Origin of the sequence: Salaquimonas pukyongi (assembly GCF_001953055.1) — a bacterium.
Classification (GTDB): domain Bacteria; phylum Pseudomonadota; class Alphaproteobacteria; order Rhizobiales; family Rhizobiaceae; genus Salaquimonas; species Salaquimonas pukyongi.
The window spans coordinates 76,968-90,542 of sequence record NZ_CP019044.1 but is presented as its reverse complement, the minus strand read 5'-3'; the positions used below and the strand labels follow the sequence as shown (position 1 = coordinate 90,542).

Annotated in this window: 10 protein-coding genes and 1 pseudogene; 6 read left to right on the top strand and 5 right to left on the bottom strand. The window is 57.7% G+C overall.

Annotation, left to right across the window (positions count from 1 at the left end):
- Positions 1–3 precede the first annotated feature (3 nt).
- Entirely contained in the window at positions 4–870 is an 867-nt protein-coding gene (locus BVL55_RS00515) for a LysR substrate-binding domain-containing protein (RefSeq protein WP_075995264.1), read from the bottom strand.
- A gap of 203 nt (positions 871–1,073) precedes the next feature.
- Here BVL55_RS00515 and BVL55_RS00510 point away from each other — a divergent pair, with 203 nt between their 5' ends.
- The 6 genes and pseudogenes from BVL55_RS00510 to BVL55_RS00485 all read left to right on the top strand — a co-directional run bounded on the left by BVL55_RS00510 (position 1,074) and on the right by BVL55_RS00485 (position 9,087).
- A complete protein-coding gene (locus BVL55_RS00510) occupies positions 1,074–2,738 on the top strand; it encodes a Na/Pi cotransporter family protein (protein WP_075995263.1) in 1,665 nt (554 codons plus the stop codon).
- Positions 2,739–2,857: 119 nt separating this feature from the next.
- A complete protein-coding gene (locus BVL55_RS00505) occupies positions 2,858–4,060 on the top strand; it encodes a 2-aminoethylphosphonate--pyruvate transaminase (protein WP_075995262.1) in 1,203 nt (400 codons plus the stop codon).
- Between the two features lie 22 nt (positions 4,061–4,082).
- Positions 4,083–5,360, top strand: a complete 1,278-nt coding sequence (phnA, locus tag BVL55_RS00500; RefSeq protein WP_075997778.1) for a phosphonoacetate hydrolase — start codon at positions 4,083–4,085, stop codon at positions 5,358–5,360.
- Positions 5,361–5,364: 4 nt separating this feature from the next.
- Positions 5,365–6,834, top strand: a complete 1,470-nt coding sequence (gene phnY, locus BVL55_RS00495) for a phosphonoacetaldehyde dehydrogenase (protein ID WP_156892365.1) — start codon at positions 5,365–5,367, stop codon at positions 6,832–6,834.
- A pseudogene (pbfA, locus tag BVL55_RS00490) lies at positions 6,807–8,209 on the top strand ((R)-1-hydroxy-2-aminoethylphosphonate ammonia-lyase). Before phnY ends, pbfA begins: the two are co-directional and overlap by 28 nt.
- 14 nt (positions 8,210–8,223) lie before the next feature.
- A complete protein-coding gene (locus BVL55_RS00485; protein WP_075995260.1) occupies positions 8,224–9,087 on the top strand; it encodes an EamA family transporter in 864 nt (287 codons plus the stop codon).
- A 21-nt stretch (positions 9,088–9,108) separates the two neighbouring features.
- Here the strand turns inward: BVL55_RS00485 and BVL55_RS00480 are convergent, their stop codons facing one another.
- The 4 genes from BVL55_RS00480 to BVL55_RS00465 are packed head-to-tail and all read right to left on the bottom strand — an operon-like array spanning position 9,109 to position 13,535.
- On the bottom strand, positions 9,109–10,113 hold the full coding sequence (locus BVL55_RS00480; RefSeq protein ID WP_075995259.1) for an ABC transporter ATP-binding protein: 1,005 nt from the start codon (positions 10,111–10,113) through the stop codon (positions 9,109–9,111).
- Positions 10,110–11,174, bottom strand: coding sequence for an ABC transporter ATP-binding protein (locus BVL55_RS00475; protein ID WP_205410823.1), 1,065 nt, complete (start codon positions 11,172–11,174; stop codon positions 10,110–10,112). The genes BVL55_RS00480 and BVL55_RS00475 overlap by 4 nt, the downstream gene beginning before the upstream one ends.
- Positions 11,171–12,523 (bottom strand): ABC transporter permease, encoded by a 1,353-nt coding sequence (locus tag BVL55_RS00470; protein ID WP_205410822.1) that lies wholly within the window; start codon positions 12,521–12,523, stop codon positions 11,171–11,173. The genes BVL55_RS00475 and BVL55_RS00470 overlap by 4 nt, the downstream gene beginning before the upstream one ends.
- A gap of 4 nt (positions 12,524–12,527) precedes the next feature.
- A complete protein-coding gene (locus BVL55_RS00465; RefSeq protein ID WP_075995258.1) occupies positions 12,528–13,535 on the bottom strand; it encodes an ABC transporter permease in 1,008 nt (335 codons plus the stop codon).
- Positions 13,536–13,575: the final 40 nt, after the last annotated feature.

Here is a 13,575-nt window from a genome sequence, read left to right as displayed (position 1 = left end):
TTTCTATTCTCCTCGCGGTTTCAGGAACGGCGTCAGCGCACGGATAATCCTGCTGTCGCGGCGCTCTTTCAAGGTGATGAGCGCTTCATCCATGACCAGCCTGGCATCGCGGATTGGAATTTTCACCAACCCCGAATCAGCGTCGAATTCCGCTTCCGAGACAATCCCCACCCCGCCACCGTGCAGCACAACATCACGCACTGCTTCGCGGCCCTCTACCTCTATGCCGGCGTTAAGCCTGACCCCTTTGCCAGAAGCATACTCTTCCAGCATGGCACGGGTTTTCGAGCCTTGTTCGCGCAAGACCAGCGGCAATTTCGCGAGTTCTTTCAATGTCAGCGAACCCTTGCGGGCCACTTCGCTTCCTTGCGGCGCAAAGGCGATGATCGGGGTGGAGCTCAGCCGCATCACGTCGAAATCCCGGCTGTCGGGAATATCGCCCAAAACGCCGACATCGGCCTTGTAGCTGTAGAGACTTTCCAGCACTTCCACCGAGTTTCCCGAATGGATCGAGACAAAGACATCCGGGTATCTCTGTCGAAATGGCCCAAGCAGATGCAGGATGTGATGCGGGGAGTCGGCGATGATGTTCAGGCGGCCGCTCTTGAGCGTGCGTTCAGCATTCAGATACTCTGCCGCCTGTTGTTCAACTTCGAAGAGCCGATGCGTAAATTCCAGCAGCTTTTCGCCGTGGGACGTCAGTGCAACCTGTTTTCTGTTCCTATCGAACAAACGGATATCATAGTCGATTTCCAGTTTGCGGACCTGATCTGAGACAGCGGGCTGCGTCAGGTGCAGGGCTTCAGCAGCCCGGGAGAATCCGCCGCACACCGCCACATGGTGAAAGGCTCGCAATTGCACATACCGCATGAAGCTGTCTGATCCCTATCATAAGTTTTTCACATACTTAGATAAGAACTATCGCTTTGAATGATGCAAGGGTGAATTCCGATAATGGCAAACCTCCGGCGCGCCGCCTTTCGTCTGGGCAATATCGATCTTTAGGTCGGAAAGTTTCCAACGGCAAATTCCGGTGGTACTCGTAAGGCCGGGAAAAACACCGGAAAAGGTACATGCAGCTTTCATTATTCTTGTTGCAACTGACCGCAGCGGTAATGCTGCTGCTTTATTCCACGCGCATGGTGCGCACCGGCATTGAGCGCGCCATGGGCGTCAACCTGCGCAACATGTTTCTGCGTTCCCGCAAGGGGACTGTCTTGAACGTGCTCGCAGGTATGCTGGCTGCGATATTGCTGCAGAGTTCAACGGCTGTCGCGCTGCTGGTATCCGGCTTTGCCGCGACCGGTGTCATGGGGGTAACCGGATCACTGGCCATCGTGCTGGGTGCCGATTTGGGAACGGCGGCGGTGGTGAAATTCCTCAGCCTCAATCTTTCGGCAATCGTTCCGGTACTTCTGGCCGGCGGAGGCATCCTGTTTCTCAAATTCGATTCGCGCACCACCAAGCAGGCCGGTCGGGTGCTGATGGGCATCGCTTTCATCCTGATCTCGTTGAAGATGATCGGTGAGGCCACCCTGCCGATGCGCGAAAGCCGGTTTCTTCCAGCTGTTGTTACCTATTTGAGCGCAGATCCCGTTACCGCTTTTGCAGGCGGAGCACTGATCACCTTTCTGTTCCATTCAAGCGTTGCTGCAATCCTCCTGTTTGCCACTTTTTGCGCGCTGGGCATTCTGCCGCTGGCGGCCGGGCTTTCACTGGTATTGGGGGCGAATGCCGGGGGCGGACTGGTAGCCGTCTGGCTAACCCGCAACTCGCACATAAAGGCCCGGCGCATTACCCTTGGAAATCTGATCGTACGGACGACCGGCGCCCTGCTAGCGCTTCTGGCTGTACGCTTTGCCGATCTCCCGCTTGACCTTCTGGGCAGCAGCGCAGCAACCCAACTGGTCAATTTTCATCTGGTGTTCAATGCAGCGCTGGTGATTGCCTTCCTGCCGCTGATCGTTCCGATGGCAACGCTTACCAAACGTCTCATATTGGAAAATGCAGAGGAAACTGGCGCCACAAGACCGGTGAGCGCACTCAATCGCGAGGTCCTTAATCAACCAAGTCTGGCGTTTGCCAGTGTAACGCGGGAATTGCTGCGCATGGCAGAACAGATCGAAGTGATGTTCAAGCCGTTGACGGACTTCTTTCTGGTTTCCAATCCTGCCGAAGCTGCCCGGATCCGCGCCATGGATGAAGAGGTCAACCGGCTGCATACAGGCATCAAACTCTACATTGCCGATCTCAGCCAGCGTGACCTGACCCCCGAACAGGCAGGCAGAGCAGCCCAACTGGCCAATTTCGCCATCGGCCTTGAACGGGCCGGTGATATCGTTGCCAAGGACATTCTGAAACTTGCCGACACGCTACACCGGGAAAGACTCAGCTTTTCCGAAGATGGCTGGGATGAACTTACCAGGCTGCATGACAGGGTTTGCGCCAACATCCAGCTTGCGATGAACGTACTGGTGTCAGAGGACCTTGAATCGGCCCGTCAGTTGATCCGCGAAAAGGAGAACATCCGCAACATGGAGCAGGAGAGCAACGACCGGCATCTGGAGCGGCTCAGCCATGGCGAAAAGGACAGCATTGCCACCAGCGACATTCATCTGGAGCTGGTGCAGGCGTTCAAGGAGATCAATTCGCGGTTCGTTTCCTTTGCCTATCCAGTCCTCACAAGGCACGGGGAGTTGTTGGAAAGCAGGCTGGCACAGGAAGGAAGCACATCATAAGTCTGACATATAGTTAGATACATGCTATCGATTTTACAGATGGTCAAGAAGCTCCTATACGCAGAAGGCATCGTACGTCCACCAGGGCCTTTCCCGCATTTTTCTGGAGTTTCTGATCCATGCCGGCAGACCACCATAGTGTACAACCCGCAAAGATTAGCCCTCCGGCCATGGGGGAGCCCTATTTGCTGACCCCTGGTCCCCTGACCACGGCGGCCAGCGTCAAGGAAATGATGCTGCGTGACTGGGGGTCCTGGGATGGTGATTTCCGAGCCATGACGGCGCAGATGCGCCGCGAACTGCTTTCCATGATCGGCGATCATGAACAGGCCTATGATTGCGTGCCGATCCAGGGCAGCGGCTCTTTTGTGGTGGAAGCCATGCTGGGATCGCTTCTGCCGCGCAATTCGCGCACGCTGGTACTGGTAAATGGCGCCTATGGGCAACGCATCGTCAAAACGCTGGCCTATATCGGCCGTGAAGCAGTGGTCATCGACAAGGGCGATTATCTGCCACCCAGGGGTGCGGAAGTGGCGGCTGTGCTGAAACAGGACCCGGCCATTACGCATGTGGTGGCCGTTCACTGCGAGACATCATCGGGCATTCTCAATCCGATCAAGGAAATTTCTGATGCTACCTACGCGGCAGGCCGAAAGCTGTTGATCGACTCCATGAGTGCCTTTGGGGCCATCCCCCTCGACGTAAACGAAATCCGCTACGAGGCGCTGGTGTCTTCCGCCAACAAATGCATCGAGGGCGTGCCCGGTTTCGGCTTTGTCATTGCGCGCAAGGGTGAACTGGAGGCGGCCCGCGGCAATGCCCATTCGCTGAGCCTTGATGTACATGATCAATGGGCGCATATGGAAAAAACCGGCCAGTGGCGATTCACCCCGCCGACCCATGTGGTTGCCGCCTTCGGTGAAGCCCTTCGCCTGCACCGCCTCGAAGGCGGGGTTGAGGGCCGTGGCGCGCGCTACAAGGAAAATTGCGAAAGCGTGGTGGAGGGCATGCGCAGCCTAGGCTTTGAAACCCTGCTGCGTGATCGTTGGCTGTCGCCGATTATCGTAACCTTCTTCTGCCCTCAGGACCCGAAATTCGAATTCGGCGCCTTCTATGATCTCATGAAGCAGAAGGGGTTCATCATCTATCCCGGCAAACTCACTGTGGTTGAAAGTTTCCGCATTGGGTGCATCGGCCAGATGGACCGTGCGGTGATGCGCAACGTAGTCGAGGCAGCCGGCCAATCACTCAAGGAAATGGGGGTGGACAGTGCCGCCCCGCCACAATCGGCGCTGGCTGAACGCGAAAAGCTGGCTGCATGAACAACAAGGAACGGAATTTGTCATGAACGATATGAGCGGTGTTAGGATTGGTGCAAACGGGCGCAGTTACGCTGTGCCGAAGGTGTGCGCGATCGGGATTTGTCTGGACGGTTGCGAGCCGGCTTATCTTGATGCAGCGATTTCGGCGGGTCTGATGCCGGTTTTGGAGCGGATGCGGGAATCCGGCACGGAGCGCCGAGCACACAGCGTCATTCCCAGCTTCACCAACCCGAACAATCTGTCGATCGCCACGGGCACGCCGCCGGCGGTTCACGGCATTTGCGGCAACTACCTCTTTGATCCAGACACGGGGGAGGAGGTGATGATGAACGATCCCAAATTCCTGCGTGCACCAACGGTATTCAAGGCGTTTTACGATGCGGGCAAGAAGGTGGCGGTGGTCACCGCCAAGGACAAGCTACGCGCCCTGCTTGGCCACGGGCTGACGTTCGATGACGGGCGGGCGATCTGCTTTTCCTCTGAAAAATCGGACACGACAACAGCCAACGAGCATGGCATCGACAACGCCTCTGCATGGCTGGGCCGGGACGTGCCGGAAGTTTATTCAGCGGAATTGTCGGAATTCGTCTTTGCTGCCGGTGTAAAACTGCTGAAGGAGTTTCAGCCCGATATCATGTATCTGACGACGACGGACTATGTTCAGCACAAATACGCGCCGGGCGATAAACAGGCCAATGCGTTCTACGAGATGTTCGACAAATATCTGGGCGAACTGGACGCGATGGGCGCGGCAATCGTGGTAACGGCCGACCACGGCATGAAGCCCAAGCACAAGGCGGACGGCACGCCGGCGGTGATCTATTTGCAGGATGTGCTGGATGAATGGCTCGGCAAGGATGCTGCCCGCGTCATCCTGCCGATCACCGACCCTTATGTGGTGCATCATGGTGCGCTGGGCTCGTTTGCCACCGCCTATCTGCCGGATGGCGCCGACGTTGACGGGGTTCTGGAAAAGCTATCCGCAATGGAAGGCATCATCGTTGCCGTAGGCAAGGCAGAGGCCTGCAAGCGGTTCGAACTTCCGGAAGACCGCATTGGCGACATCGTGGTAATCAGCGGCGAGAACCTGACGCTGGGCACCAGCGAACACCGCCACGACCTGGCGGCGCTGAAGGAGCCGCTGCGCTCCCATGGCGGGCTGACCGAGCAGGAAGTGCCCTTCATCGTCAACCGGATGATGGCCGATCTGCCAAACGCGCCTGAATTGCGTAACTTCGATGCCTTCTTCTATGCGGCGAAGGCGGCAGCGCTGTCGGCAGCATCATGCGAAAATGGATAATGCGATGAACACGATATCCCAGACGGTTCGCCATGAGGCGATGCGCATTGGCGGCGAGAAGGTAAGCACCGATGATGTTGTGGAGGTGCTCTATCCTTATACCGAAGAGGTGATCGGCACGGTGCCCGCCGGCAATGGGGAACATGCCGCCCGGGCTTTTGAAATCGCGGCAAACTACAAGCCACAGCTTACCCGCTATGAGCGCCAGCAGATCCTGTTCAGGGCCGGCGCACTGATCCGCGAGCGGCGCGAGGAGATTGCCCACTGGCTAACCCTGGAACTCGGCATCTGCCAGCAGCATGCGCTGTATGAGACCGGCCGCTCCTATGACGTCTTTATGCTTGCAGGGCAGTTGGCAATCCAGGATGACGGGCAGATCTTCTCCTGCGACCTGACCCCTCACGGCAAGGACCGCAGGATCTACACCATGCGCGAGCCGGCGCGCGCCATCTCGGCAATCACCCCGTTCAATCACCCTCTCAACATGGTGGCCCACAAGGTGGCCCCGGCGATTGCCACCAATAACTGCATGGTGTGCAAACCGACCGAGCTGACCCCCCTGACGGCGATCACGCTGGCCGATATCCTGTATGAGGCGGGACTGCCGTCGGAAATGTTCCAGGTGGTGACCGGCTGGCCGCAGGACATTGGCGAGGAGATGATCGTCAACGATCACATTGACATCGTCACCTTTACCGGCGGGGTGCCTGTCGGCAAGATGATCGCCTCGAAGGCCGGCTACAAGCGCACCGCGCTTGAACTGGGCGGCAACGACCCGCTGATCATCCTCAACGACCTCGACGATACTGACCTTGAGAAGGCCGCCACGATTGCCGTTGCCGGGGCGACGGGCAATTCCGGCCAGCGCTGCACGGCGGTCAAGCGCATTCTGGTGCAGGAGTCGGTGGCCGACAGGATTGTTCCAATGATTCTCGAGAAGGCGAAGGCGCTGAAGTTCGGCGACCCCATGGACCCGCAGACCCAGCTTGGCTGTGTCATCCATGCCAGGGCGGCCGAGACCTTCGAGAACCGGGTGCTGGCAGCCGAGCAGAAGGGAGCGAAAATCCTCTATCATCCCGGCCGCAAGGGTGCGCTTTTACCGCCCATCGTCGTCGACCATGTGCCTCATGATTCCGAACTGGTGATGGATGAGACCTTCGGTCCGATCGTTCCCGTTGTGCGCGTGCCCGATGACGATGCTGAAGTCATGGCAATCTCCAATTCAACGCCCTTCGGCCTGTCCTCCGGTGTGTGCACCAACGACTTCCGCCGCATGCAGGCCTATATCGGCGGCCTTGATGTGGGCACTGTCAACATCTGGGAGCAGCCGGGCTACCGCATCGAGATGTCCCCATTCGGCGGCATCAAGGACTCCGGAAACGGCGTCAAGGAAGGGGTGCTGGAAGCCATGAAGTTCTTCACAAACGTCAAAACATACTCCCTGCCATGGCCAAAACAGGCCAATCAGGGATGACGGCCAAAAACCAGCGGCCGGCAAAGGGAATCCGCCATACCGAGGGTGAGTCGAACACATCCAAAGCGCGGCTCGACTGGATTGCTGACAACGCCACAAATGTCTCCGGCCCGCTGCTGGAACGTGATGCGGCCGCCTTTCTGCATCAAAGCCTGTCGAGCCCCTGTGTTTCGACGATCGCCAAGGCCGAGGGCATCTGGATCGAGGATGTCGACGGACGCCGCTTTATGGATTTCCATGGTAACAGCGTGCACCATATCGGCTATGGCCATCCAAGGCTCAAGGAAGCCATCAAACGGCAAATCGATGAATTGTCCTTTTCGCCCCGCCGCTTCACGAACGAAGTTTCGGTGGAGCTTGCCGAAACCCTTGGGGAAATCGCGCCTGGCAAGCTCGACAAGGTCCTGTTCACCACCGGCGGATCCGATGCCAATGAAGTGGCGCTGCGCATCGCCCGTGCGGCAACGGGACGGTTCAAGACCGTAAGCTTCTGGGATGCGTTTCACGGCGCCGGTTTTGGCGCTGCTTCCGTCGGCGGAGAAGCTACCTTTCGCTCCCATATCGCCGGCCCGCTCCTGCCAGGCAGCGAGCATGTGGCGCCATTCAACTGTTACCGCTGCGCCTATGGCCATCAGGGACCGGACGCGTGCGGGCTTGCCTGCGCGAACATGGTGGATTTCGTTCTGAAGCGCGAGGGCGATGTTGCCGCCGTGATTGCCGAACCCATGCGCGCAGTCCCGATCGTTCCCCCGCCAGGCTACTGGCAGGCAGTGCGTGAGGCCTGCAACCGCCATGGTGCTTTGCTGATCATGGACGAGATTCCCACCGGGCTTGGCAAAACCGGACGCATGTTCGCCTTTGAACATGACGACATCGTTCCGGACATTGTCACCCTCGGCAAAGCCCTTGGGGTGGCATCCTGCCGATTGCCGCCGTGGTGGCGCGGAGTGATCTTGATGTCTGCGGCGATTTTGCCATCGGTCACTATACCCATGAAAAAAACCCGGTCACCGCGCGGGCTGCCCTGACAACGCTTGAAATCGTTCGCGAGGAGGGGCTGGCGGAACGGGCTGGCGAGCTTGGCGCCGAGGCCCTTGAGCGACTCGCAGGGTTCGCCCAAACATCACCCGTGATCGGCGATGTTCGCGGCCGTGGCCTGATGTTCGGCATTGAAATTGTTGCCGACAAAAACACGCGTCAGGCCGATCCTGGTCTAGCCGAGAAAATCTACTACCATTGCCTTGAAGCAGGCCTCAGTTTCAAGATCAGTGCCAGCAATGTGCTGACTTTGTCACCGCCACTGGTCATCTCCCGCGAAGAACTGGGCAAGGCACTCTCGATTGTCGAGAACGCCATCAACGCCTGCACATCCTGACATGCATTGATCTGATGGAACCACTTGCCGTTTCCGGCACCCCCTCTTCCTTTGCCATTGCGCTGATCCTGTGTGCAGCTTTGCTGCACGCGCTGTGGAACGCCATGGTCAAGGGGGCGGTCGATCAGCCAATGACCCTCGGGCTGGTCAATCTGGGGCATTTTCTGCTCGGCATTGTCATGGTATCGCTTTTCAGCATTCCAGCCGCCGAAAGCTGGCCGTTTCTCGTTGCTTCCACCGTCATACACTTTTTCTATTACGGCTTTCTGCTGCTTGCCTACCGCCATGGTGATCTCAGTCAGGTCTACCCGCTGGCGCGAGGCGTTGCGCCGGTGCTCGTGGCGCTCGGAGGTTGGGGTATCGCCGGTGAAGCCCTTCCGCTTTCCGGCTGGATCGGTATTGCGCTGGTAAGCAGCGGCATTGCCATCCTGCTGATCGGCCGGCGTATTTCCTTTCACGGCACTGCTTTGTTTGCCGCTTTCATGACCGGGCTCATCATCGCAGCCTACACGGTTGTCGACGGTCTTGGAGTTCGTACATCCCAAAACGCGTTCGGCTACATTGGCTGGCTGCTTGTTCTCGAGAGCATTTCTGCGGTGTTCCTGCTGACATGGCGCCGCCAAGCCCTCATGCAAACCGGTCCCAGACTTATTGCCGTCGGCATTTTTGGAGGTCTGCTTTCAGCCATTGCCTATGGCCTGGCAATCTATGCCATGAGCCTGACCCAACTGGCCAATGTCTCCGCCATCCGGGAATCAAGCGTGATCATGGCAGCGCTGATTGGTGTGATCTGGCTGGGTGAACGTCCCTGGAAGAAACGGGTTATTGCAGCCCTGGTGGTCGCTGCAGGTATCATCGTTCTGGCATCCGGCGGATAAGCCGGGACAAGCCATCGCGGATCAGGCAGGCACCATGTCAAGCAGCTCGCGCCAGCGGTGGCAGGCCACTTCATGGCCATCGCCTGGGTGTTCCAGCTTCGGTTCTTCCTGGCGGCAGATATCCTTTGCGTGCGGACAGCGCGTGTTGAACTTGCAACCCGGTGGCGGATCCGTTGGCGAGGGAATCTCTCCCTCAAGCTTCTGTGCCGCACCCCGATCATCGGGATCAAGGGAGGGGATCGCTGAAAACAGCGCTTTTGTATAAGGGTGGCGCGGTGCGGCGAACAACTGTCCTGTAGGAGCAGTTTCCACCAGCCTGCCAAGATACATCACCGCCACATGATCACAGATATGGGCAACCACCGACAGGTCATGGCTGATGAACAGGAAGGTCAGCCCCATGTCTTCCTGAATCTGCTTCAGCAGATTGAGAACATCGGCCTGGATCGAAACATCGAGCGCTGCAACGCTTTCATCGGCAACGATAAATTTCGGGCCCGACACCAGGGCGCGGGCAATCGAAATTCGCTGGCGCTGACCGCCGGAAAATGCATGCGGAAACCGGCGCAGATGCTCCAGGTTGAGCCTGCACTTCGCTGCGATCTCTCGCACCCGTGCATCGGTTTCTTCCCGCGTGTTCGTCAGACCCATCACCTCAAGGGGTTCTGCAATGATATCACGAACCGTCATGCGCGGGCTGAGTGCGGCATAGGGGTCCTGGAAGATAAGCTGCGCCCGCTTGCGATAGTCTTTCAACTCCGTCTTGGAGATGTCAGCCAGATCGTAATCCACCTCCCCGTCCGCGTAGCTGACATGGCCCGCCGAGATGGGGGCTGCCTTGAGAATTGCCCGGCCCAGTGTGGTCTTGCCGGACCCTGATTCGCCGACAAGGCCGAAGAAACTGCCGCTGTCGATGTCGAGGGAAACATCGTTGATCGCATTGAGATAGGTGTTGGCGCCCAGCAGGCTGTGGCCGATCTGATAGGTGACCGTTAGGTTCTTGACGGATACGACCGGCTTGCTCATTTCGCCTTACCTTTCCTGGTTCCGCCCTTCTTTGTGCCACCCTTCGCCTTGCGCGGTTTCGTTTGAACTCCCTTTTCCTCGACAAGATGGCAGGCGACCAGGCGACCCTTGTTGTCCTTGAGAAGCTGGGGAATTTCCTGTGTGCAGCGGTCGCCATACATAACCGGGCAGCGGGTATGAAACACACAACCGCTCGGGCGTTCCAGCGGGCTTGGAATATCGCCGGGAACCGGTGTCAATTCAGCTTCAAGATCATCCAGTTTCGGCAGAGCATTAAGCAGCCCCTGGGTATAGGGATGATGCGGTTCGCGAATGACCTGCCGCACTTCACCGGTTTCCACCAGTTCACCGAGATACATCACCGCCACCCGGTCCGCCGTCTGGGCGATTACGCCAAGATCGTGGGTAATAAAGAGGATCGCCATGTGGAATTCTTCCACCAGATCCTTCATCAAATCGATCACCTGCGCCTGAATGGTAACGTCCAGTGCCGTGGTCGGCTCGTCAGCAATCAGCAGTTTTGGGCGTGTGGACAGTGCCATGGCGATCATTGCCCGCTGACGCATCCCGCCGGAAAATTCGAACGCATACTGGCCAAAACGCCGCTCCGGCTCGGGTATGCCGACGCGTGCCAGCATGTCGACGGAGTGCTTCTTCGCCTCGGCCTTTGTCATTTCGGTATGAATAAGCAGCTGTTCGACCATCTGGTCGCCGATGGTGATCGCGGGTGCGAAGCTCGCCATTGGTTCCTGAAAGATCATCGAGACCGCACCACCACGGACCACGCGCAACTCGCCGGGTTTTTTCAGCGACAGGACGTCAACCTTGCCATCCTCCGTATCGAGAATGATGCTGCTTTTTTCGTCATACCGGGTGTTGCCGGCATTGAGCTGCATCAGCGCCTTGGCGGTGACCGACTTTCCCGAGCCGCTCTCACCAACGAGACCCAAGACCTCACCTGGCGCGATGTCAAAGGAGATGTTCTCGACCGCGGTAACAAGGCCTTCATCGGTGTTGAAGCGTATCGTCAGGTCTTTTACTGAAATCAGCGGCTCAGTCATTTCTTGGTCCCCGAATAGGGGTCGGATGCATCCCGCAACCCGTCACCGACAAACACGAACGCCAACACAAGCGCGATGAAAAAGAGCACCGGTATGAAATACCACTGGTAATTAAGCAAAACGTCGGCCTGACTGACATTCTGCATCAAGGCACCCAGCGAGTTGACCGGATCCTTCAAACCAAGACCGATAAAAGAAAGTGCCGTTTCCGAACGCACCATGTAAGGAAACGAAATCATCAGGTCGACGATGATGTAGCTGGTAAAACTGGGCAGCAGATGCCGGCGGATGATGTGCGAGGAGGAAGCACCGCACAATTCTGCCGCCAGCACATATTCCTGGCTGCGCTCGGTAAGAAGATGGGTGCGGATGCGCCGGGCAAGCGTCGGCCATCCGATGAAACCGAGAATGATCGAGATAAAGAAGAAGCGGGTCTCCGAACTCCAATGATCGGGCATAAAGGCCGCCAGTGCCATAAACAGCGGTATAGGGGGCACCGTTCGGATCGCATCCGTAATCATCTGCAGCAAGCCGTCAATCCAGCCGCCGTAATAGCCAGAGACGCCACCAATGATCAGCGCCAGGATGAAAGCGATCATCACGCCGAGCGTGCCGACAGCAAGCGATGTCCATATGGCGTGGAGCGTCCGGCCGAAAATGTCCTTGCCCGAAGCGTCGGTACCGAAGAGATGGATCTTTCCGCCTTCGACCCCGAACAGGTGCCGGTCGAAGGTGAGCAGTTTCAGATCAACATCCAGCCAACTTCCCGGCAAATCCCAGTCTATCTCGACAAAGCTGTATCTCCAGTCCTTGACGAAGAACTGCAGATAAAGCCGCTTGTCGCGGTTCTCTGTCATCACCCAGCGGAAATTGGTCTTGATCGACCGCTCTCGTTCTGTCGCATAGATGAAGGGCCGGATGGAGAAACCGTTTTCATCCCAGAACTTCGGGATCTGCGGAGCACCATTTTCATAATTGGCATCCCGCCCGGCAATGGTGGGATTGTATGGCGACAGGAAGGGTGCAAACAGCCCCATCAGCACCATGACAACCAGTGCCCACAGGGCGATCATTGCCGACCGGTTGGATTTGAATCGCGCCCAGATCAACTGGCCCTGGGACGCAGTGAAATAGGCTTCCTTGGCCTTCTCGTCGACACCGGCCTGTTTCTTGCGGCGCAGCCAGCCAAAGACCCCGCCCCCGCCTTCCGCAGCAATTGCCGTTGTCATGCCCGGGGCCGGCGCAGTTCCTTCCGCCCCGTGTACCCCATAGGCATCGAGATGTTCGGGCTGCTGAACCGGCGCCCTGTCAGGATCGTCTCTGGGAGGAGTTACGTTTTTGCCAGTCATCGTACTACCCCATCAGTCCGCGCCGCACCCTCGGATCGAGCAGTGCAAGAAGGATGTCGGTGACGAAATTCAGTGCCACGATACTTGCCGTTAAAAGGAAGATGATGGCACCCGCCAATTGCTGGTCGTTCGATCGCGCCAGCGCCTCGATGAGAAGCGCTCCTGCCTCGGTGAGAGTCAGGATCAGCGCCACGATGGGCAGCTCATTGAAGATACGATTAAGATCGAAGCCGAGCGAGTTGATCACCGGACCAAGGGCGTGCCTTGCCGGATACCGCCATAGCAGGCTTGATCCCGAAACACCCCGGGCGGCGGCGGCAGTGACATAGAGTTTGCCGATCTCATCCAGCATCAATGCGCGCACCGTCTGCAGTGCGAAGGCGGTGGCCGACCAGCCAAGAATGAAGATCGGCAGCCAGGCACGCGACAGGAAGTCCTGGAACTTGGCCCAGGACCAAGCCGCATCGCGAAATTCCTTTGAGAACAAACCGGTTAGCGAGTCACCGAACACAACGGTGGAAAACAGCATGATGATCAGCGCCAGCAGGAAGTTCGGCAGGGCAAGGCCAAGATAGGAAACAAAACGCAGCGTGTTGTTGGTTACCGGACTGTTCGAGCTTGCCGAGACGATTCCTATGGGCACCGCTATGAGATAACTGAGAAACAGTGCGGCAAGACAGATTCCCAGACTGATCCAGAATTTGTCGGCCAGCAGCTGATTGATGTTCAGCCGCAGGATACAACTGTCGCCAAACTCACCCTTGAAAAACACGTTGCCGACCCAACTGCCCCATCGAATGAGGAAGGGCCGGTCGAGGCCAAGGCGCTTTTCCTCCGCCTTGATATCGTCGATGGAAATCTGCGAACCCTGGGTGTTCTTGAACGCAAGATAGCGCTCGGCACAGGTGCCGGGAACCAGTTCCATCAATGTGAAAACGATTAGTGAAACGGTAAGCAGTGTCACAAGGGCCATGACTGCCCTGGTGAAGGCAAACTGCAAAAACTGCGCCATTCCCCCGGCCTCCTGTCGAGCAGATTCGTGATGAATCTTT

Bases quoted from the DNA above. Each gene is read 5' to 3' on its own strand.
- BVL55_RS00515 (WP_075995264.1), bottom strand. From the start codon at position 870: ATGCGGTATGTGCAATTGCGAGCCTTTCACCATGTGGCGGTGTGCGGC.
- BVL55_RS00510 (WP_075995263.1), top strand. From the start codon at position 1,074: ATGCAGCTTTCATTATTCTTGTTGCAACTGACCGCAGCGGTAATGCTG.
- BVL55_RS00505 (WP_075995262.1), top strand. From the start codon at position 2,858: ATGCCGGCAGACCACCATAGTGTACAACCCGCAAAGATTAGCCCTCCG.
- phnA (WP_075997778.1), top strand. From the start codon at position 4,083: ATGAACGATATGAGCGGTGTTAGGATTGGTGCAAACGGGCGCAGTTAC.
- phnY (WP_156892365.1), top strand. From the start codon at position 5,365: ATGAACACGATATCCCAGACGGTTCGCCATGAGGCGATGCGCATTGGC.
- BVL55_RS00485 (WP_075995260.1), top strand. From the start codon at position 8,224: ATGGAACCACTTGCCGTTTCCGGCACCCCCTCTTCCTTTGCCATTGCG.
- BVL55_RS00480 (WP_075995259.1), bottom strand. From the start codon at position 10,113: ATGAGCAAGCCGGTCGTATCCGTCAAGAACCTAACGGTCACCTATCAG.
- BVL55_RS00475 (WP_205410823.1), bottom strand. From the start codon at position 11,174: ATGACTGAGCCGCTGATTTCAGTAAAAGACCTGACGATACGCTTCAAC.
- BVL55_RS00470 (WP_205410822.1), bottom strand. From the start codon at position 12,523: ATGACTGGCAAAAACGTAACTCCTCCCAGAGACGATCCTGACAGGGCG.
- BVL55_RS00465 (WP_075995258.1), bottom strand. From the start codon at position 13,535: ATGGCGCAGTTTTTGCAGTTTGCCTTCACCAGGGCAGTCATGGCCCTT.